Annotated in this window: 16 protein-coding genes; 10 read left to right on the top strand and 6 right to left on the bottom strand. The window is 71.4% G+C overall.

All coding sequences use genetic code 11. The features are described from left to right. Nucleotides 1-96 precede the first annotated feature (96 nt). The gene (locus tag K8625_RS28935; protein ID WP_141324781.1) at nucleotides 97-588 is read left to right on the top strand and encodes an Hsp20/alpha crystallin family protein; all 492 of its coding nucleotides are present in this window, start codon (nucleotides 97-99) and stop codon (nucleotides 586-588) included. A gap of 180 nt (nucleotides 589-768) precedes the next feature. Beyond that, nucleotides 769-4,257: a magnesium-translocating P-type ATPase gene (mgtA, locus tag K8625_RS28930; protein WP_223784506.1), complete on the top strand. Its 3,489-nt coding sequence runs from the start codon at nucleotides 769-771 to the stop codon at nucleotides 4,255-4,257. Here the strand turns inward: mgtA and K8625_RS28925 are convergent. From K8625_RS28925 to K8625_RS28910, 4 genes are all read right to left on the bottom strand, one after another. Then, on the bottom strand, nucleotides 4,178-6,697 hold the full coding sequence (locus K8625_RS28925; protein ID WP_223784505.1) for a cation-transporting P-type ATPase: 2,520 nt from the start codon (nucleotides 6,695-6,697) through the stop codon (nucleotides 4,178-4,180). The two genes, mgtA and K8625_RS28925, sit on opposite strands and share 80 nt — an antisense overlap. A 464-nt stretch (nucleotides 6,698-7,161) precedes the next feature. Then, a complete protein-coding gene (locus tag K8625_RS44585; RefSeq protein ID WP_223784504.1) occupies nucleotides 7,162-7,347 on the bottom strand; it encodes a suppressor of fused domain protein in 186 nt (61 codons plus the stop codon). Nucleotides 7,348-7,557: 210 nt separating this feature from the next. Next, nucleotides 7,558-8,976 carry a hypothetical protein gene (locus K8625_RS28915; protein ID WP_223784503.1) on the bottom strand — a complete coding sequence of 473 codons (1,419 nt, stop codon included), beginning with the start codon at nucleotides 8,974-8,976 and terminating at the stop codon, nucleotides 7,558-7,560. 156 nt (nucleotides 8,977-9,132) lie between these two features. After that, the gene (locus K8625_RS28910; protein WP_223784502.1) at nucleotides 9,133-10,200 is read right to left on the bottom strand and encodes an alkene reductase; all 1,068 of its coding nucleotides are present in this window, start codon (nucleotides 10,198-10,200) and stop codon (nucleotides 9,133-9,135) included. Nucleotides 10,201-10,265: 65 nt separating this feature from the next. On the opposite strand from K8625_RS28910, the gene K8625_RS28905 reads away from it, so the two are divergent. Beyond that, nucleotides 10,266-11,168 (top strand): LysR family transcriptional regulator, encoded by a 903-nt coding sequence (locus K8625_RS28905; RefSeq protein WP_223784501.1) that lies wholly within the window; start codon nucleotides 10,266-10,268, stop codon nucleotides 11,166-11,168. A 60-nt stretch (nucleotides 11,169-11,228) separates the two neighbouring features. Here the strand turns inward: K8625_RS28905 and K8625_RS28900 are convergent, their stop codons facing one another. Together K8625_RS28900 and K8625_RS28895 are read right to left on the bottom strand one after the other, a co-directional pair. Next, nucleotides 11,229-11,936, bottom strand: a complete 708-nt coding sequence (locus K8625_RS28900; RefSeq protein ID WP_223784500.1) for a hypothetical protein — start codon at nucleotides 11,934-11,936, stop codon at nucleotides 11,229-11,231. A gap of 39 nt (nucleotides 11,937-11,975) precedes the next feature. Further along, complete coding sequence (locus K8625_RS28895) at nucleotides 11,976-12,818, bottom strand: pirin family protein (protein ID WP_223747849.1); 843 nt, start codon at nucleotides 12,816-12,818, stop codon at nucleotides 11,976-11,978. Between the two features lie 85 nt (nucleotides 12,819-12,903). Here K8625_RS28895 and K8625_RS28890 point away from each other — a divergent pair, with 85 nt between their 5' ends. The 7 genes from K8625_RS28890 (at nucleotide 12,904) to K8625_RS28860 (ending at nucleotide 21,039) form a co-directional block, all read left to right on the top strand. Continuing rightward, nucleotides 12,904-13,734, top strand: coding sequence for a LysR family transcriptional regulator (locus K8625_RS28890; RefSeq protein WP_223747848.1), 831 nt, complete (start codon nucleotides 12,904-12,906; stop codon nucleotides 13,732-13,734). Between the two features lie 171 nt (nucleotides 13,735-13,905). Then, nucleotides 13,906-14,670 carry a hypothetical protein gene (locus tag K8625_RS28885; protein WP_223747847.1) on the top strand — a complete coding sequence of 255 codons (765 nt, stop codon included), beginning with the start codon at nucleotides 13,906-13,908 and terminating at the stop codon, nucleotides 14,668-14,670. Nucleotides 14,671-15,058: 388 nt separating this feature from the next. After that, nucleotides 15,059-16,213, top strand: a complete 1,155-nt coding sequence (locus tag K8625_RS28880) for an EGF domain-containing protein (protein ID WP_223747846.1) — start codon at nucleotides 15,059-15,061, stop codon at nucleotides 16,211-16,213. 60 nt (nucleotides 16,214-16,273) lie between these two features. Continuing rightward, on the top strand, nucleotides 16,274-16,912 hold the full coding sequence (locus K8625_RS28875) for a glutathione S-transferase family protein (protein ID WP_223747845.1): 639 nt from the start codon (nucleotides 16,274-16,276) through the stop codon (nucleotides 16,910-16,912). Nucleotides 16,913-17,002: 90 nt separating this feature from the next. Next, nucleotides 17,003-18,106: an alpha/beta fold hydrolase gene (locus K8625_RS28870; RefSeq protein ID WP_223784499.1), complete on the top strand. Its 1,104-nt coding sequence runs from the start codon at nucleotides 17,003-17,005 to the stop codon at nucleotides 18,104-18,106. 241 nt (nucleotides 18,107-18,347) lie between these two features. Beyond that, the gene (locus tag K8625_RS28865; protein WP_223784498.1) at nucleotides 18,348-19,715 is read left to right on the top strand and encodes a TolC family protein; all 1,368 of its coding nucleotides are present in this window, start codon (nucleotides 18,348-18,350) and stop codon (nucleotides 19,713-19,715) included. A gap of 232 nt (nucleotides 19,716-19,947) precedes the next feature. Further along, nucleotides 19,948-21,039 carry an efflux RND transporter periplasmic adaptor subunit gene (locus tag K8625_RS28860; protein WP_223784497.1) on the top strand — a complete coding sequence of 364 codons (1,092 nt, stop codon included), beginning with the start codon at nucleotides 19,948-19,950 and terminating at the stop codon, nucleotides 21,037-21,039.

Genomic DNA, 21,039 nt, shown 5'->3' with positions numbered 1-21,039 from the left:
CCTTGCGCGCTCCGAGGCCCCCCTTACCCTTCAAGAGGGAGCCAGAGGCCTGGCACGCATGGCGCGCGCCGGTCAGCCCCAAGGAGGTCATGAACCATGGCAATGCTTCCCGTCCGACGCGCGAAGAGGCTCGCGAGCAGCGAGCAATCCTGGGACCCCTTCGCTCAGATGCGGGAGTTGCTCCAGGCAGCCCCCACGGAGTCACTGCGAGGGCTGGTGCCGGGAGCCAGGGAGGACTGGACGCTCTCCCCCGACTTCGACGTCAAGGAGACGCAGGACGCCTACGTCTTCAAGGCGGACCTGCCGGGCATCCAGCAGGAGGACGTGGAGATTTCCGTCACCGGGCAGCGGCTCACCATCAGCGGCAAGCGCGAAGAGGAGAAGCGCGAGGAGGGCGAGCGCTATTTCACGTACGAGCGCAGCCACGGCAGCTTCGCCCGGACCTTCACCGTGCCGGAGGGCGTGGACCTGGACAACGTCAACGCGGAGCTGAAGGAGGGCGTGCTCACCCTGAACATCCCCAAGCGCCCGGAGGGCAGGTCCAGGCGCATCCCCATCGGCAGTGGCCCGGCCAAGGGCAAGGCGTGAGCCTCGTCCCGCCAGGAGCCGGCCCCGCACCGCGGGGGACGCGGCCCGCGCCCGAGGCGCCTCCGCGGAGGCGCCCGGTGGGGCGGCTGGGAGTGTCCGCGCATGCTTCATCGCAGCATGGACAGACACCGCCGCGAGCCTCCCCCCCGGGCTGAGCGCGGGGCGGGGCCGCGGCCCCGGATGGAGTGGCGCAGGTGGGGCTTCGGACTCGCGCTGCTGGCGTCCGTCGTCCTGGTCGCCACGCGATGGACGGAGGAGCGGGACTTCGCCTTGATGCTGCGTCGGGCGGCGCCCTCCTGGCTGCTGCTCGCCGCGCTGCTGCAGGCGGCGACGTACCTGTCCCAGTCCGCGGTGTGGAGCGCCGTGCTGGCGAGGACGCCCTTCCGCGTCCCGCGAGGCGCGCTCTATTCGATGAGCGTCGCCAAGCTCTTCATCGACCAGGCCCTCCCCTCCGCGGGCATCAGCGGCTCGGTGCTCATCGTCCAGGGGATGACCCGGCGGGGGGTCGGCCGAGGGGCCGTGATGGCGTGTGTGGTGGTCGAGACGATGACCAACCAGGCCGCGCTCATCCTGGGACTGTTGCTCGCGCTCGGGACGGAGGGCTGGGTCGGCGAGGCGCGCGCGCTGGTGTGGCTCGCCACGGGGGTGCTCATCGTCCTCACCGGCGCGCTCATCGGCCTGCTCCTGCGACTGTCCCGAAGGGGGCGCGGCGGTGTCCCGTCCTCGCGGCGCATCGCGAGGATTCCCGGCGCCAGGACCCTCCTCGAGGCGCTCAGCGAAGCACCACCGTCACTGACGCACAGCCCCCGGGTGCTGGGCGAGGCCACCGGCTACAACTTCCTCATCCACCTGCTCGACGCCGCGACCCTGTGGGCCCTGCTCCGCTCGGTGGGGGTGGACGCTCCCGCGGCGGGGGTCTTCACGGCGTTCATGCTGTCCACGCTGGCCCGCACGCTCGGGGTCGTCCCCGGCGGCCTCGGGACGTTCGAGGCCGCGTCCATCGGCCTGCTGCACCTGATGGGCGTCTCGATGGAGGCGTCGCTCTCGGCGACGCTGCTGTTCCGTGGGTTCAGCTTCTACCTCCCCCTGGTCCCCGGGCTGCTGCTGTCCAGGCGCGAGCTGCGCGGGCAACGGGAGGCCTCCCGTCCGAGCCCCGTCGAGCGATATTGGAGTCAGTCCCTCCCGGCCCTGCTCGAGGCCCTGCGGACGACCCCCGAGGGACTCTCCCGTGAGGAGGCCGCGCGTCGGCGGGAGCTTCACCGCGCGAACGCGGTGGAGCAGACGCATGCGCCCTCCCGCCTGGGCGTCGTCTGGGGCCAGCTCAAGAGCCCCCTGGTCCTGCTCCTGGTCATCGCGGCGGCCATCTCCGCGTTCACCGGCGCGTGGAGCGATGCCCTCATCGTCCTGGCCATCCTGTCGGGCAGCGTGCTGCTCGGCTACTCACGCGAGTACAAGGCCCAGGCCACCATCGCGCGGCTGAGGGAGCAGGTCACGACCGGGGTGAAGGTCCTGCGCGACGGGCGACCCACCACCGCGCCGCTGCCGGACATCGTCCCGGGGGATGTCGTGCTGCTGTCGGCGGGCAGCGTGGTGCCCGCGGACGCCCGCCTCCTCGAGGCGACGGACCTGTTCGTCAGCCAGGCGGTGCTGACCGGAGAGAGCTTCCCGGTGGAGAAACGCCCCGGGAGCGCGCTCCCCGAGGCGGCGCTCATCGGACGTGACAACTGCGTCTTCCGGGGGACGCATGTGCGCAATGGCACCGGCCGATGCCTCGTCGTCGCGACCGGCCGGGACACGTCTTTCGGAGGCATCACCCGACACCTGGCGCTCCGGGCCCCCGAGACGGAGTTCGACCGGGGCCTGAGGCAGTTCGGTCATGTCCTGCTCACCACCATGATGGTGATGGTGCTCACCGTCGTCGCCATCAACACGCTGCTGAACCGGCCGCCCCTGGAGACGCTCCTGTTCGCCCTCGCCCTCGCGGTGGGGCTGAGCCCGGAGCTGCTGCCGGCCATCCTCAGCGTGAACCTCTCCGCAGGCTCTCAGGCCATGGCCAACCGAGGCGTGCTGGTCCGCAGGCTCGGCGCCATCGAGAACCTGGGCAGCATGGACGTGCTGTGCACCGACAAGACGGGGACCCTGACCGAAGGGGTCGTCAGCCTCCTGGGGGCCCACGACACCTCGGGCCAGCCATCCGAGCACGTCCTCACCCTGGCGACCCTCAACGCCGGACTCCAGGCGGGCCTGGCCAATCCGCTCGACGAGGCCATCCTCCGGGCGCGACCGCTCCCGGCCGAGGGCGCCCGGAAGCTGGGGGAGATTCCCTACGACTTCGTCCGCAAGCGCCTGTCCGTCATCGTCCGCCAGGGTGGCGAGGTCCTGCTCGTCACCAAGGGGGCCTTCCCCCAGGTCGTGGAGGCCTGCACCCGGACGGCCGGAGGAGCCCCGCTCGACGCGCCGCTCCGGGCGAGGCTTCAGGACCAGGTCGACGCCTGGGGAGAACAGGGAGTGCGCGTGCTGGCCCTGGCGACGCGCGCCATCCAGGCCCGGGAGCGCTACACGCGGGAAGACGAGCACGAGCTGACCTTCCTGGGATTCTTGACCTTCGTCGACCAGCCCAAGGCGGGCGCCCGGGAGGCCCTCCTGGAGCTCTCCGGGTTGGGGGTGCGCGTCAAGCTCATCACCGGAGACAGCCGCAGGGTCGCGGAGCACGTCGCGAGGCAGGTGGGGCTCGGCGCCGAGCGGGTGCTCACGGGCGCCCGGCTCCACCACCTGACGGACGAGGCGCTGTGGCACCAGGTCGAGCACGTGGAGCTCTTCGTCGAGGTGGACCCGACCCAGAAGGAGCGCATCATCCTGGCGCTGAAGAAGCAGGGCCATGTGGTGGGCTTCCTGGGAGACGGGGTGAACGACGCCCCGGCGATGCACGCGGCCGATGCCAGCCTCTCCGTGGACCAGGCCGCGGACGTGGCCCGGGAGGCCGCGGACTTCGTCCTCCTCCGGCGACACCTGGACGTCGTCCGACACGGCATCGAGGAGGGGCGCAGGACGTTCGCCAACACGATGAAGTACGTGCTCACCACGACGAGCGCGAACCTGGGGAACATGATCAGCATGGCGGCCGCCTCGCTGTTCCTTCCCTTCCTGCCGCTGCTGCCGGGGCAGATCCTCCTGAACAACTTCCTCTCCGACATCCCCGCGGTGGGGCTGGCGGGCGACAGCGTGGACCCCGAGCTGGTGGACCGGCCGCGGCGCTGGGACAAGCGCCTCATCGGGCGGTTCATGGTGACCTTCGGACTGCTGAGCTCGCTCTTCGACGTCCTCACCTTCGGGGTGCTGCGGCAGCTGTTCCACGCCGGCCCCGAGCTGTTCCGCACCGGCTGGTTCATCGAGTCGCTGCTGACGGAGCTGGCGGTCGCGCTGGTGGTGCGCACGCGCCGTCCCTTCTACCGCAGCCGCCCTGGGAGGCTGCTGCTGGTCTCCACGGGGGCCGTCATCGCGCTCACCTTCCTGGTGCCCTTCATCCCCCACGCGAGCGTCCTCGGCTTCGTGCGCCCTCCCCTCCTGCTGCTCGTGGCGGTGACCACCATCACCCTGCTGTATGTCGTCGCAGCGGAGCAGGCCAAGGGGCCCTTCTTCCGGAGACAGGACCCAGCCCACGTCCGATGAGCAGCGGCACCAGCGCCACCAGCACCCCCAGCGCGACGCGCGCCCAGTCATCGACATGCAAGGGGTGCAGCCCCAGCACCGCCGCGAAGGGCCGCACCTGGATGAGCAGGACGGACACGCCCAGGGACAAAGCGCAGATCCACCGGGCCGTGCGGGTGCGCAGCCCCGTGAGCACGGCCGCGAAGCAGGCGCTCGCGAGCGTGAGCGAGGCCAGCGCCACCGCGCGACCGTGCTCCACGTCGCGCGTGGGGCCGAGGCTCCGGTCGTAGCCCCAGACCAGTCCCGCGGTCAGCAACCCGCCCGCCACCACGAGGGTGACCCAGTCCCGCGAGGAGAAGACGCGCGTGGCGCTCCGTCCCCGGGAGGGCCCCAGCCGGCCCGGCCGCGCCGCCTCCTGGAAGGCCAGCATCGCCGTGGGGTGGATGATGAGCTCCAACCACACGATGTGGATGGGCAGGTACAGCAGCGGATAGCCCGCCAGCGGGAGCAGCGCGGCCGTGAACACGAGCGGGATGTGGACGAGCAGCAGGTACTGGAAGCAGCGCTGGAGGTTGTCGAAGAGCTGTCGGCCCTCCGCGATGGCGCGCACCAGCGTGCCGAAGTCGTCGTCGAGCAACACGATGGACGAGGCCTCGCGCGCGCCGCGCGTCCCGCGCTCCCCCATGCAGATGCCCACGTCGGCGGACTGGAGCGCGGGGATGTCGTTCACCCCGTCCCCCGTCGCCGCCACCACCTCGCCGTGCTCTTGCAGCGCCCGCACCAGCGCGTGCTTCTGGGCCGGCAGCGCCCGGGCCACCACGTCCACCGCCGGGGGCGCGCCCGCGTCCTGAAGGCGCGCCTCCAGCACCTCGCCCGTCATGACCACGGGCCGTGCGCCGCCGAGCCCCAGCTCCCGCGCCACCGTCAACGCCGTCTCCGGATGGTCCCCTGTCACCATCACGGTGCGCAGCCCCGCCTCCCTGCACTCGCGCACCGCCTCCCTGACCCCGACGCGAATCGGGTCCTCGCAGGCGATGACCCCCAGGAAGTGGAAGCCCTGGTCGGGCTCGCCCCCACGCCACGAGGCGGGGTCCAACGGCTGACTCGCGCACGCGATGACCTTGCGCCCCTCGCGCGCGAGCGCCGAGACGCGCTGGGCCCACGCCGCCCGGTCGTCGGGCGCGAGCGCAGCGCGGGCCATCACCTGTTCGGGGGCTCCCTTCACGGCGGCGAGCAGCCCAGCGCCCTCCTCCACCACCGCGGTCTCCCGCTGGCGCTCCTCCGTGAAGGGGAACGTGGCCCGGACCCACCCTCCGCGCACGGGGACCGAGGCCCGCGCGGCCTCTTCGAGCAGCGCGGTGTCGAGCGGGTCCTGCCCTTCCTCGCGCGACGCCAGCGCCGCGACGCGCAGCAGCTCCTCCCGGGTGACGTCCGACGAGGGGAGCACCCTGGCCACGCCCAGCCGACCCTCCGTCAGCGTGCCCGTCTTGTCGGAGCAGATGCACGTGACCCGGCCGATGTTCTCCACGGAGACGGCGCGCCGCACCAGGGCCTGCCTGCGCGCGAGCCGGTAGACGCCCGCGCCCAGGAAGAAGGTGAGCGCCAGGGGGAACTCCTCGGGGAGCGCGGCCACGCCGAGCGTGGCGGCGCTCAAAAGCGCATCCGCCCATCCGAAGCCCTGGCGCCAGCGGACGAAGGCGAGGACGCCACACAGCCCGGCGGCCACCATCACCAGGACGGAGACCAGCTGCGCCACGGCCTGCTGGAGCGGTGTACGGGCTCGCGCGCCCCGCTCGGCGGAGCGCACGATGCTCCCATAGAGCGTGTCGGCGCCCGTGTAGACGACGCGCACCCAGGCCGTCCCCGTCAGCAGGCGCGTCCCGGCGAGGCCCCAGTATCGCCCCTCCACGGGTGGCGCCTCTCCGGGCGGCAGTTGCCCCAGGGGCCGCTTGCCCACCGGCAGGGACTCGCCCGTCAGCGAGGACTCCTCGGCCTGGAGTCCCTCGCCCCGCACGACCAGACCATCGGCGGGGAAGTAGGCACCGGCGTCCACGCGGGCCAGGTCCCCCACCACCACCTCCGCGGCGGGGACCTCCGCCTCGCGCCCATCCCGGAGCACGACGGCCCGCGCCGCCAACCGGCTCTGCAGGCCCTCGGTGGAGACGCGCGTGCGATGGTGAAGGAAGGCATCCATGCCGAGCAGTGGAGCAATGGCTCCCAGCAGCACCAGCCCCTCCGACACCTTGCCCAGCACGAGGTAGAGCGTGCTCATCCCCACGAGGAACCAGAGCATCGGGTCGCCCGCCGCCTCGCGAAGGCTCGCCAGGGTGGAGCGGCGGGGCCTCACCACCACGTCATTGCGCCCATACTGCCCGCGCCGCGCCAGCACTTCGTCGGATGCGAGCCCCGTGGCCTCTTCCAGGGGACAGGGCAGGCGGCGGGTGGGGACGGGGATGCGCATGAGCGCTCACGGTGCCGCTTCGTCGCGAGGCTGGCGGGTCGCCAGGGCGTCCACGGAGACGGGTCTGGCGGCGACGCCCGACTCCGGATTGGCTCGAGGCAAACGTGCGGCGGGAGCACGCGTCGCACATTCACCGCCCCCACGCAGGGTCGCTGCGTCGGCTCCGTTCGGGCGCTCGGCGCGCTGTCCCCCGCCGGGTTCCGCCAGGACGACCCCGACCCGCCAAGACCACGCCGACGGGATGGGCTCCTCCCCTGGCGGGCATCAAGGTCGAGCAATGGCTCCAGGTAGAAGAGGTCCACTACCGCCAGCGACAGGAACAGGGTCAACAAGCGGCGCCCGCCGGCCACCCCCACTGCGCCATCCCGGAGGAAGTGCTGCCCTTGGCCCGTGGTGCGTGGGGCCCGCGTGCGCGCCCCCTGGCGCGCGGACGGCTGGCGCGTGCCCGGACAGCCCGCTTGAGCTCAGACGAGCGAAGGGCGATGGACGTCCGCGGGGCTCACGTCGCTGGCCTCCAGGAGCTCGCTGAAGGCGTCGAACCCTTCCTTCTGGATGAACGCGTACTCCGCCTCATGCAGCGGCACGAGCCAGCACAGCTCGAGGTGCTGGGGGCCCAGGTGGAGTCCGCCGAACTCCTCGTCCTCCCCCACGGCCTCGTCCACGGGCGGTGGCGAAGCGCGCGACGGGGGACTGCGCGGAGGCCGGGAAGAAGTGGACCTCGACGACGTCGGTCTGCCGGGAGAAGCGCTGCCGGTCGCGCGGCATGCCCCAGTGCCGCAGGTAGGCCCCCAGCACGACGGTCCGCCGGAGGTCCTGTTGGAACAGCTCGGGTGAGTCCATGCGGCCAGTCTACCGTCACGTCACTTCGTGGCGGGCACAGGCGGCTTGACGGGCTCGGGCCGCGGCGGTGCCTGGAGCGGAGGCAGTGACGCGGTCAACGCGCCCACGTAGAGCCGGCCGGAGAAACCATCCGGCTGTCGGGCGGGGTAGAGCTTCAGCCCCGCGTCCTGCGCGGTGGCCTGCCGCGCCTCCAGCGACGGGCTGATTCCGAAGACGTTGCACTCCACGTCCTCCTCCCAGACGCTGTAGCGACACACGTACTGGGTGCCGCGCCGGAAGCCCACGTCCAGCGCTCGCACCGAGGGCAGCACCTTCGCCACCCGCGAGCCCATGGGCTCCAGGTCCCCATCCCAGCTCACCTGCGTGGTGCGAGCGTGGACGCTCCCCGTGAGCACCAGCGTCCAGGCCTGGAGGCGCCTGGCCCGCGCCTTCAACAGTCCCTGGGCCATCCGCTCCTCGCGCTCGTTGCCGTGCGCCTTGTCGGAGTCGATGGCGACCACGGCCACGTCCTTGCCGGAGACGCGCAGGCGGCGCGCCTGCTCGACGAGCCAGAGCATGGCGCGGCTGCTGCGCCCGTCCTGGTACACCCGGCGCCAGAAGGCGCTCCCCGAGAGGAGCTCCTGCAACGCGGAGGAGTCACCGGAGCTGCCCAGATAGCGCTCGAGCAGCGGCTGCTCCACGTCGGGGATGGACAGCGCCAGCGTCACCGGCAACTCCCGGGACGTGGCCTCACACAACATCCGCAGCGCCACGGACGGCACCTCCTGTGTGCCCAGCGGGTCCGCCACCAGCAGGACGCCGCCCGCGGAGAACAGCGACGAAGCGCCCTCCACGGGAGCACCACAGGAGGGCGGAGCGACGGGGGCGCGCTCCTCCTCGTTGCCTCCCTCCATCACCACCGAGCGCATGGGCAGGGGAGGATTGCCGCCCACCAGCTCCAGCGCGGGAGCCATCTCCAGCGCCGCGAGGAGCCGCTGCTCCACGCCCATGTCGCGAAGGCCCTGCGCCGGCCGGTAGCCCTCCAGGCCGGGGAGGCCCTTGAAGTCGGCGATGATATCCACCTGCCTGCTCGGGGTGCCGCGGACCTCGGAGGCGAACGCCGGGTCATGCACGTAGCGAAGGCGGAAGATGCGGACGACGGACTGTCGGGGGCCGTGCCGCTCACCCTGGATGTAGAAGCGCTCCGGCGGGGAGATGTCCGGGATGAAGGAGGAGAACATCTCCAGGCCGCCCTCCTTCTCCAGCACGTCGAAGCGGCCCGTCTCCAGGATGTGCCGGGCCGTCATCATCGCGTCCTCGACGGGCACCTGGTAGACGAGCTCCTCCGCCGGAACCTCGTATTGGCCCGTCTCCGGGTTGTACTGGGTCGCGATGCCTCGCGTGGGGCCGACACATCCCACGAACCCCAACAGCCCCAGCATCACTCCGGACCATCGCATCGAAGCCTCCATGGCCAACCCGCGGCCCTCGATGAACGACTGGCGCGCGCCGGACATATTCCTCCACCGTCGGATTCGTGGGAACCCGGGCCCGTGCGAGCACCGGCTCCGGTGCGGACCTGGCAGCTTGCCCGCGCCTCGGGTGCGCTTCGCGCTTCACCTCGCGGAGGGCGTGCCGCGCGGGTAGTCCGTGTACCCCTCCGCGCCACTCGCATGGAGCAGCTCCTTGCGAATCTCCGCCAGGGGGAGCCCCTCTCGTGCGCGCGTGACGAAGTCGGGGTTCGCGATGAATGGCGAACCGAAGGCCACCAGCTCCGCCTGCCCGGCGGCGAGGGCGGCCTGGGCGCTCTGCGCCGTGAAGCCCCGGTTGGCGATGAGCGCCCCCCCGAAGGCGGCGCGGAGCGCCTTCACCGTCGCCGGCAACGCCTGGTGCGAGTTGCCCACCACGTGGACATAGACCAGACCGCGCAGCCTGCCCGCGACGTAGGTGTAGAGCGCGTGGATGTCGTCGTAGAGGGGCATGTCCACGTGGGTGTTGTAGGGCGACAACCGCACGCCCACCCGGTCCGCGCCAATCGCCTCTGCGCAGTCGTGCGCCACCTCCACCAGGAGCCGCGCGCGGTTCTCCAGGCTGCCGCCATGGGCATCCGTGCGCGGGTTCAGGTGCGGGTTGAAGAACTGCTCGAACAGGAAGCCATTGGCCCCATGCAGCTCGATGCCGTCGAAGCCGGCATCGATGGCGTTCCTCGCGGCCTGGACGAACTCGCGTCGGACCTGGGCCACGTCCCGCGAGGTCATCGCCTCGGGCGTCGAGATGGGCCTGGGCCCCTGGGCGTCGGTGAATATGTCTCCTTGGGCCGGCACCACGCCCGGCGCCAGCAGTCGCGCCCCCGGCGGCAGGTTGAGCACGTGGCCGACACGGCCGCAGTGCATCACCTGGACGAAGATGTGGCCGCCCGCGTCGTGCACGGCGTCCGTCACCTCACGCCAGCCGGCCACCTGCTCGCGGCTGTAGATGCCCGCCTCACGGGCGAAGCCGAGGCCGTTGGGCGAGGGGCTCGTCCCTTCGGTGATGATCAACCCCGCCTCCGCCCGCTGCCGGTAGTAGTCGCGCATCAACGCGTTGGGCGTCCCGCCGATGGCGCGACTTCGCGACATGGGCGCCATGACGACGCGGTTCGACAGCGTGATGCGACCCAATCCGTAGGGAGTGAACAGTGCCATGCGCGGAACATGCGCGGACGAAGGCTTCCGGACAATCGAACCTGGATTGGATACACTGTCCGGATATGCGGACAGTCGACCCGAATGGCATCATCGCGTTCCTGGAGGTGGTCGAGCGCGGCAGCTTCCGGGGCGCCGCGCGGGCGCTGGCCCTGCCCAAGTCGACGGTCAGCCAGCGTGTGGCGGTGCTCGAGGAGCAGCTCGGCGTCCAGTTGCTCCTGCGCACCACGCGCACCGTCATGCTCACCGACATCGGCGCCAGCTACCAACGTGAGGTCGCGCCGGCCATGGCCGCGCTGCGTGACGCCGAGGCATTGGTGAGCGAGCTGCAGGCGCACCCGAGCGGACGGCTCCGCATGAGCGCGCCGGTCGAGCTCGGCCAGCGGTTGATGGGCGGGGTGCTCGCGGCCTTCGCGCAGCGGTATCCGCAGGTGAAGCTGGAGCTGGAGCTCACCGACAGGGAGGTGAACATGGTCGAGGAGGGACATGACCTGTGCATCCGCGTCGGTCCGCTCCGGGACTCGCAGCTCATCGCCCGCAAGCTCGGCGCGCCCTCGCACGTGGGCGTCTTCGGGAGCGCCGCCTATCTCAAGAAGGCGGGCAGACCCAAGCACCCTCGCGAGCTGTCGGCGCACCGGTGCCTGAGCATGGGCAGCTCCACCTCTCCGATGACCTGGGCGTTCAGCGGGACGCGGCCCGTGGGCATCCGGCCGGCCATCGCGGTGAACAGCTTCCAGGTGCTGTGCGCGCTGGCGGCCGCGGGGGCGGGGCTGGCGCGCCTGCCCCGCGCGCAGGCGAACACGCGCGCCCTGGTGGAGGTCCTCGAACCGTTCGCGCCAGCCCCGCACCAGGCCTTCGCCGTCTATCCGGCCGCGCGGCACCCGAGCGCGGCGCTGCGCGCGATGCTCACGGTGCTGGGCGAGACGTTCGGCTCCTGTGAGGCCGCGGTTCGCGGGGGTGAGCCGTGATGGCCTCGCGGCGGCGGGAGGCGGTGCCCGTCCGGCTCAGCCTCGCCCCCACGGCGCCCCTCACAGGGGCTTGAGCCGGGCCTCGGCCTCGACGTGCCGGGCGCGGAGCTTCTCCCATGCGCCGGGCAGGAACGGGTCCTTCCCGCTCGCCATCAACTCCCACACCGACTCCTCGTGGTAGCCGTCCTCATCCAGCGCCTCGGGGACGAAGAACTCCGCGGCCACGTCCTTCGAGGTGAAGTGGAGCGGCAGGCCCCAGCCCTCGCCCGCGAACACCACGGCGTCGAGCTCGGTGGCGTTCACCCCCGTGTGGCCATCGAGCATCACCACGCGGGCCTTCAAGCGCGCCGTGTGCAACTCGGCCGACTCGTCCCCGTGGTCTCCGAAGCAGCCGCCCGTGAGCTCCACCGACTTCGTCACGTAGCAGCACGCGCTGCCGCTGAAGCGCAGGTTCCTGGCGCGCACCTCGCCGAACACCACGAACAAGCTGATGTCGTAGGGGCTCGTCGACAGGTCGATGTCGCCGGCCACCTCGAGGTCGCCATCCACCACGAGAATCCACGGAGACTCGGGGACGAGCTTCTCGAGTCGCACGGGCCCGGTCGCCAGATGAATCTCGGGCACGGGATTGTCGTGCTGCCCGGCCCGCTCCTGGATGTGCTCGAGGTTCTGGACGAACCAGCTGAAGGTCTCCGCTTCGTTCGCGGCCTCGAAGCGGGCCTTGATCTCGTCGAGCGGGACGACGCGCGTTGCCAGGTCGGGGAACATCGGGCCGTCATATCAAACGCGGCCCGCGCCCAGCGTGCGTCAGGCCACGTCGATGAAGATGGCGGCGCTCCCGGTGGCCGCGCTCAGCTGGACCTCGCCCTCCCCCAGCTGCGCGCCCTCGCCGAGCGCCAGATCCACGCCCGAGCCACCTCCCACCGCCTCCACCCGGACGGGCCCCGTCGTCGCGAGCAGGTAGCCACGACGGGCACGGCCGATGGTGAGCCGCTCCGACCGGCCCGCGGCGAGCGGGAGCCACCAGACCTTCACGTCCGCGCGCAGCGACATTCCCTCGTCGCCCGCGATGAGCTGGCGCCCTCCCCCCGAGAAGTCGCGCGACGAGTAGACCGGCGGCCCCCCATGGGTGTTCGGCCGGAACCACAGCTGGAGCATCCGCGTGGGGCTGTCCGTGTCGTTCCCCTCCGCGTGCACCATCCCATCCCGCGCGGAGATCAACTGCGCGGTCCTGGCGCCCATCGTGGCGCCGTGCGCCTGGTCTCCGTGGTGGGACAGCGTCCCGTCCACGACGATGCTGAGGATCTCCATCTCCTCGTGTGGATGGAGCGGGAAGCGCGACCTCGGCGCGAACGTCGCGTCCGCGAGGACGAGCAACGGCCCCAGCGGCTTCCCCCGTCCGGCGTGAGGTCCCACCGTCGCCACGAAGTGGTCACGGAGCGAGAGCCACGAGAGCGTGGTTCGTGGCAGGGAGGCGAGCGGACGGTGTTCGAGGTGCGGCATGGGTGTGCTCTTTTCGGTGCGGCAGCCGGAGAGGGCGACGGCGCTCCCGGCAACGAACGCTCGACGGGAGAGCGTCACGACGTGCGCCTGGGAGGCGTCGTCGGGCGACCCGGTGCCCGAGCGGCGGAAGGTGGGGTGGCGGGCCATCAGCGCGTGCTCCTACGTGGTGGGATTGATAGCCGGGCACGCCTCGTTTGACACCTGCGCGTGGGCGCACAGAGGATGTGTGCCCATGCACATCTCCTGGGATGAGATTCAGACCCTCGAGGCGCTCGTCCGCACCGGCGGCATCGAGGCCGCGGGGCGCGAGCTGTCGCTGCGCCACTCCTCCGTCTCCAGACGCATCGCCGCGCTGGAGGCGCGCCTGGGAACGGCGCTCTTCGCGCGGGGTGCGCGCCTGGTGCCTGGCACGCTGACGCTGCGAATCGCCGAGCGGGCCGCGCCCATGCGCGATGCGGCCCGGGACATCGAGGGCTTCCTGGGGTCCGAGCGGCGGGGTCGGGAGCGGACCGTGGTCGTCACGACCAGCGACGTGCTGGCGCCGCTCCTGTTCCGCGCGCTCGCGAAGGCACGCCCCGCGCAGGCGGTGGAGGTCCTCGTGAGCGACGACGAGCTGGAGCTCTTGCCCGGCCAGGTCGACCTGGCGCTGCGCCCCGGCCAGAACCCGAGCGGCTCGCTGCGCGGTCGGCGGCTCGGGCGGCTGAAGGTCGGCGTCTACCGCGCGAAGGGCGGAAATGCGGACTGGCTCCAGCCGAGCGCCGAGCTGCGCGCCAAGTCCTCGATGCGCTGGTGGCGCGAGGTGCCCGGGGCTTCGCCGGGCGCGGTGACGTGCAATTCACTCCTGGCCATGCGGGACGCGTGCTGCGTGGGGCTTGGGAGGGCCGCGCTCCCGTCCTTCCTCGCGCATGGAGATGCCCGGCTGCAGTTGGAGCGGGAGCTCGACGGTGGGCCACCGCTCTGGCTCCTCGCGCCGATGGCTCGCGGCGTCCCCAAGGCGCTTCGAGAGACCCAGAGCGACATCTTCACCGCGCTGCGCTCGACGGAGGACGCCTTCGCCGAGTAGCGCGGAGGTCACGCGAGCATCAGGGACGAAGCTCCCCGAGCAGACGCAACGTGACCTCTGTCCATGGCGGCGCCATCATCGATTTCGGCATCCAGCCCCTCGACGACGCGGTCCTCGAGCGTCCGCCATGTTATGCGGTTTCGCCCAAGCATCTCCGCCACGGAGCAAGCCATGCGCAGCCTCATCCTCTGGACCCTGTTGTTGTTCGCCACGGAGAGCCTGGCCGTCGAGACCCGGCTCGTCGTCCGGGCGCGCGCCCGGGACGGCAAGTTCGTCGGGACGTCCATGGGCGGCGTGCAGGTGGTGCTCCGCGATGCACGGACGGGTCAGGTGCTGACCCAGGGCGTCACCGCCGGCTCGACGGGCAACACCCAGACGCTGATGAAGCAGCCCCAGGTGCGCGGCGCGCCGCTCGCGGACGAGGCCTCCGCGAAGTACACGGCCACGGTGGACCTCACCGAGCCGACCCTGGTGACGGTGGAGGTCTCGGGGCCCCTCGCGCAGCGGCAGGCGCTCGCCACCAGCACGACGCAACTGTGGCTCCTGCCCGGCAAGCACGTCGAGGGCGATGGCCTCATCCTGGAGCTGCCCGGCTTCGTCGTCGACGTGGTGACGCCGTCCGCGCAGGAGTTCATCAAGCTGCCGGCCGACAAGAAGCTCACCGTGCCACTCCGCGCCAACCTGGTGCTCATGTGTGGCTGCTCCACCGAGCCCAACGGCATCTGGGACTCCAATCGGTACGAGCTGCGGGCCTCCGTGAAGCACAACGGCAAGCCCCTCTCCCAGGTCCCCCTGAAGTTCGCCGGGAAGACCAGCACCTACGAGGCCGCGCTGTCCGTGCAGCAGCCGGGCATCTACGAAGTCACCGTGACGGCGTTCGACCCCGCCACCGGAAACTCCGGCGTCGACTCCACCACGTTCGTCGTCGAGCAGTAGCGCGGCGCCTGTCCGCCCCTGAACGAGCGGACGCCGCCTCCGAGTCGGAGTCAGCGTCCGCAAGTCACCAGGAGGCCGACACCGCCGCGGCTCCGTGCGCCCGAAATGGAAGACTCGCGCTCGGGGTGGATTCGACTTCCCCGAGGGGAAGGCTCATGCCCGGGCGCCATCTCCTGACAGCGGGCCATCGGAGCGTGACATGCAAACCGAGACAAAGACTCTCTTCGCGAAGGGGTGGGGCACGGCGTGTGTCCTGACACTGATGGGAGCCTGTAGCGGTGGACTCGAGCCCGCCACTGACGAAGCGGCGCTCACCCGCCTCGTCCCAGAGGAGCGCGCCGGCCCGGTCCCGACACCGCTGGCGTCACAGCCATCGTATGCCCAAGCCGTGGACTCGACCTCCACGGCGGGCGTGCTCCAACCCGCGCAAGCGCTGGGTCCGCCCGATGGACAGGCGGCGCTGGTGCTGAGCCTCCCTGGCGCGGCGCTGGTGCTGGACATGGGAGAGGGCACCGAGGGGACGGGAGACCTGGAGGTCTCCTATCGGAACGCGACGGTGGAGGTCCTCACGTGGGTGGAGTTCCTGCGCGCGGACAAGAGCGTCATCAGCACCGGCCCGCTGCGGCTGGCGAACCTGGAGCTGGGCACGCACACCACCACAGTGCCGTACCAGGACAAGCCCGTCCCCTATCGCTATGTGCGGATGACAGGCGTGCTCGCGCTCTACGGGGTGGACGCGGTGCGGAACATGGGCTCCGACGGCATCACCTGTGGCGACGGCCAGCCGAACGAAGGCGAGACGTGCGACGACGCGAACCGCACCTCGGGGGACGGATGCAGCCGCGACTGCCAGAAGGAGGCGGGGTTCAGGTGCGAAAGCACCCCCAGCGTCTGCACGGACATCGACGAGTGCGCGGAACGGCTCGACAACTGCGCCGCGGGCTTCTCCTGCATCAACAGGCCGGGAAGCTTCTTCTGCTGGGAGGGCGTCTGCCGGCCGCCCCACTCCGTCTGCGGCAATCAGTGCTTCAACCTGTATACGGACAAGGAGAACTGCGGACGCTGCGGCAATCGCTGTGGCTGGAGGGATGTCTGTGCTCGTGGCGTGTGCAAGACCATCGGCAAGCTGGCCTTCACCCTGTCCTGGAGCCGGCCGGGGAACGGAGACCTCATCGTGAGGGCCCCCGGCGGCATCCATTACAGCGCCCAGAACCCAGGACCGGAGGGACAGGAGCTGTTCGTCTTCGATGACCAGGATGGGAAGGGGCCGGAGGTCGTCTACTGGGCGCCGGGCGTCGAGCCAGACCTCGGCGACTACAACATCTGCTTCGAAGCCAGGTCCTTCGACCCAGCCCCCAGCTTCAACAATCCGGTCAGCGCCTCCGCGACGTACCTGGGCCCCTGGAATGGAACCACCCACCTGGGCAGCACCACCGTCACCGCCCACTCCACGGGAGAACCGGAGTGCGGACGGCCCACCCGTGGATTCGTGGGGCGGATGACCTACTGGGGCCGCTTCGCTCCGGAGCCTTCCGCTCCGTAGGCCCCCACGCGAAGTATCCTGACATCCCCCTGTCACTCCGGGTGGGTAGAGCTTCCGCTCATGAAACTCTACTTCCATCCGATGTCCGGCAACTCGCGCCGCGTGCTGCTCGTCGCCACCCACCTCGACGTGCCCCTCGAGCGCGTCATGGTGGACCTGCCCAAGGGCGAGCAGCGCGCGGCGTCGCACCTGGGTCGCAACCCCAACGGGCTCGTCCCCGTCCTCGACGACGACGGCTTCCTGCTCTGGGAGTCTCGCGCCATCATGCAGTACCTGGTCGAGCTGACACCGGGACAGACGCTGCTCCCCACGGAGGCGCGCGGGCGCGCGGACGTGAGCCGCTGGCTCTTCTGGTGCTCGGCGCACATGGCGCCGGCGTGCACCATCCTGGTCCAGGAGAACTTCGTGAAGGCGATGACGGGCCGTGGACCGCCGGACCCCGCCGAGGTCGCGCGAGGGGAAGCGCTCTTCGCGAAGTACGCACGCCTCCTGGACGAGCACCTCGCGGGCAAGACGTGGGTCTCGCAGGAGCGCCTGACGCTCGCGGACTTCTCCCTGGCCGCGGGGTTCGCGCTCGCCGGACCGGCGCGCCTGCCGCTCGGGGATTTTCCGAACGTCCGGACGTGGCTCGGCCGCGTGCAGGAGCTCGAGGCGTGGAAGCGCACCGCTCCGACCCTGCCGCTGCCGGCTCGCGGCTGAGTCGAGCGGAGACGGCCTTGGGGTGAAATCGGGGACGGGCGAGAAGGCGAGGTTGCAATCGGGGCCCCCCTGGAGCGTTCCTTGAGCGCCATGGCCCCTCGTCCACTTCGAGCCCCCCGTCCCCACTTCGCCCACCTTCGCTCGGGAGTCCTCGGGCTCGCGCTCCTGATGGGTGGATGTGCCACCTCCCGCCCCGCCCCCGGCGTGGCGGCCGCGTCACCGGACGGTGCCGACGCGGCCCATGCGGTGGGCTTCACATCGCTCAGCTACACGGATGGGGCGCGCCAGCGCACGTTGAAGACGGTGGTCTGGTATCCGGCGGCCGAGGGCACGCGGATGGAGGAGCACCCGACGTCGCCCATCTTCGTGCCCTTCGTCGCCGCGAAGGACGCGCCGGTGGCCACGGCCCACGCGCGCTGGCCGCTCGTCGTCCTGTCCCACGGCAATGGCGGCGCGGCCATCAACATGTCGTGGTTCGGCGCGCACCTGGCGGCCCATGGGTTCATCGTCATGTCGGTGGACCACCCCGGCAACACCTATGGCGACACGAGCCCCGAGGGCTATGTGCGCGGCTGGGAGCGGCCCCAGGACTTCACGGCCTTGTTGGATGCGGTGTCGAAGGACGCGGTCTGGGGGCCCCGGGTGGATGCCGGGCGCATCGGCGCGGCGGGACACTCCATGGGGGGCTACACGGCGCTCGCGCTGGTGGGGGCGCGGCTCAACCTGTCGCCCATCATGCAGGGGTGCACCTCGCCGGAGACGCGCGCGCACCCGGGCTGCGATGAGCTGCGCGATGTGGACTACAGCCGCATCGACCTCGCGGTGGCACGGGCGTCGTACAAGGATGCCCGGGTGAGGGCGGCCTTCTCCATGGCCCCCGGCATGGCGGGGAGCTACGAGGCGCGGGACGTCGCGGACATCGACGTACCGGTGGCGCTGGTGCTGGCCCAGGGGGACGAGCTGATGCCCCACGCGCAGAACGGCATGCACCTGGCGAAGCTGTTGCCCTCGGCGAAGACGGTGGTGCTGGAGGACGCGGCGCACTTCACCTTCCTGCCCCGGTGCACGGAGCTCGGATTCAAGGTGGCGGAGATGCTGTGTCGGGACGCCACGCCCGGGACGCGAGGGGCCTCGCAAGCTCGGACGCTCGCGGAGGCCGTGGCGTTCTTCCGGCGGACGCTCGGCGGCGACTGAGCGGGACTCGCCGGTCCCGTTCGCCGACGGATGGACCCCGTTCGCCGCTCGCGCGGGCCCGCTGACAGAACACTCCACCCGCGTGCTGCTCGCGCGGGCACCGTGCCTCCACGACCTGTTGCCTGGAGGCATGTCCCATGTCGTGCAAGCGGCGCGCTGTCCTTCTCCTCGCCGTCGGTCTGGCGTCATGTGCGACCGAGGATGACGGCGCCCCCCAGACGGCCGTGGGCGGCACGCCATCGTGAGTCACCACTCACGGGGCGTTCGTCGACTGGCGCTCGCCCTCGTCCTCGTCGCCGTTCCGACACACGCCGAGCCGCTGCCTCCGCTCAAGGTCGAGGACGCGATGCTCAGCCCCGTCCCTCCCGCACCCCGGCTCGTGAGGAGCTGGGGTGAGGCGCTCGCGCTCGTCCGGGAACGGTCCACGGATTTGCGCGGCGCCGAAGCGGGCGTGGAGCGCGCGAGCGGCCGCTGGCGACAGGCGCTCTCGGCGCTGCTGCCCCAGGCACGCACCCAGGTGGCGGTGGCCCAGGACCTCCTCAATCCCTCCCTGGCCCCAGGTGTTCTTCCCGGGGCGGCAGGGGACGACCGCACCGCCACCCAGCCCGCGCTCACGCTCACGACCACGCTGACCCAGTCGCTCGTCGGCCCGGGCGCGTGGCGAGGCCTGTCCTCCGCGCGAGAAGCCGAGGCCGGCGCGGTGGCCACGCTCCAGGACCTCCGCCGTCGCCTCGTCCTCGGGCTCGCGCAGGCCCTCGTGGCCACGGTCGCCGCCGAACGCGCGGCCGAGATGAACCGTGTCGGCCTGCTGCGCGCCCTGGAGCGCGCCGCCCTCACGCAGCGCGCCTTCGAGCTGGGCGCGGGCAACCAACTGGACGTGGTGCGCGTCCAGCAGGACGTGGCGGTGGCGCGCGGCGCGCTCGTCGCGGGGGACGAGCAACTGCGACGGACGCGTGAGGCGCTGGGACTCGCGCTCGGCTTCGGAGAGTCGATAGGCGTCGACCCGTCCTTCGACCTGCACGGGCTGGTGGATGACACCCGGCGGGACTGCGTCGCGCTGGAGAACCTGGACGCCCGGGCGGACCTCGTGGCGGCGCGGACGCAGGTGGCCGCGGCTCGTGACAGTCGGAGACAAGCGGTCGCGGGATATCTCCCCACCCTCGGTGTCAGCAGCACGCTCCTCGGCCTCACCACGGAGCCGGGCTTCGGCCGCTTCGCGACGTGGAGCGTCTCCGCCGTGCTCTCCCTGCCACTCTGGGAGGGTGGCCTGCGAGAAGGACTCGTGCGCGAGCGCGCGGGCCTGGAGAAGCAGGCCGAGGCCCAACTGGAGGACGCCCGCCGAGATGTCTCGGTGGAGGTGACACGCGCACGCCGGAGCGTGGAGGTGGCCGAGTCCCTGGTGAAGACAGCGGTGGAGTCACGCGACCTCGCCGAGCGCACCGACCAACTCACCCGCCGCGCGTTCGAGGTGGGACGGGGCAGCAGCCTCGAACTGGTGCAGAGCGGCGCGGCCCTGCGAGAGGCCGAGCTGAACCTGGTGCTGCGTGAGTTCCAGCGCGTCCAGGCCCACCTGGACGCATTCCTCACGGAGGCTCGATGCAACGGATGAATTCCCCGATGCGCCCCCTGGAGACAGGGATGACGCGTCCGCGGACAGCGCGTCCAAGCCCACCTGGATGCCTTCCTCACGGAGGCCCGCTGCAACGGATGAATCCCCCCGATGCACCCCTGGAGACAGGGATGAAGCGGCTGTGGACGGCTCGTCCGGGCTCACCTGGACGACCGCATGACGGAGGCCCGATGCGACGGATGAAGCGGCTGGTGCGCCCCTGGAGACTCGGATGAAGCGGCTGTGGAGTGTGGCGTTGTTGGTGGTGTTGGGGTGCTCGGGGAAGACGGCGGCCCCAGCCGCGCCCGAGCCTCGGGAAATCGACGTGGTCACCGTGGCCCCTCGCGAAGTGCGCGACACAGGGGAGTACCTGGGCAGCCTGCTGTCGCGACAGAGCGTCACGGTGCTCCCCCGGGTGGACGGCTACGTGCGCCGCATCCACGTGCGCCCGGGCCAGCACGTGGAGTCAGGTGCACCGCTCCTCGAGGTCGACTCCCGCGTGGAGACCGCCGCGCTCGACGGTGCGCAGGCGCAGCTCAGCTCCGCGAGGGTCGAACTGGAGCTGGCTCGCCGCACGCTGACCCGCACCCAGGCGCTGCGTCAGGAGGGGCTCGCCAGCGCGCAGGAACTGGAGAGCACCCAGGCCCGCGTCGAGGCCGCCCAGGCCACCGAGCGCGCGGCCTCGGCCCAGGTCGCCCAGCGCCAGGTGCAGCTCCAGTTCCACGTCATCCGCGCGCCCTTCGCCGGCACCGTCGACGACGTGCTCGCCCGTGAAGGCGACTTCGTCACCGCCTCCACCCCGCTCACCCGCGTCGCCCAGGCCGAAATCCTCGAGGTGAGCGTGTCCGTGCCATCTCATCGCGCCCGCTCGCTGAAGCCCGACACGGTGATGGAGGTGCTCGACGCGAAGGGCGCCGTGCTGCTCACCAGCCCCCTCTTCTTCGTCGCGCCCCAGGCCGACCCTCGCACCCAGCTGGTCGAGGTGAAGGCCGCGTTCCAGAACACCCAGGGCCTGCGCCCCAGTGAGCTGGTGCGAGCGCGCCTCGTCTATTCCGTGCGCGACGCGCTCCAGATTCCCGCGCTCGCGGTGGTGCGTCAGAGCGGCCAGCCCTTCGCCCTCGTGGTGCGCGAGAAGGACGGCGCCACCGTGGTGGAGCGTCGGCCCATCACCCTCGGCGCGCTCGGCGAGCGCAGCTACGTCGTGGAGCAGGGCCTGGAGACAGGCGAGCGCGTGGCCGTCTCGTTCCTGCAGGCCCTGCGCGACGGCGCGCCCGTGAAGGTGAAGGCCTCGCTGCACACCGCCGCGCGGATGAACGGACGCTGA

The organism is Myxococcus sp. AS-1-15, assembly GCF_020037055.1.
GTDB lineage: Bacteria > Myxococcota > Myxococcia > Myxococcales > Myxococcaceae > Myxococcus > Myxococcus fulvus.
Note: the sequence above shows the minus strand (reverse complement) of the source record. Positions and strands in the feature narration are given on the sequence as shown.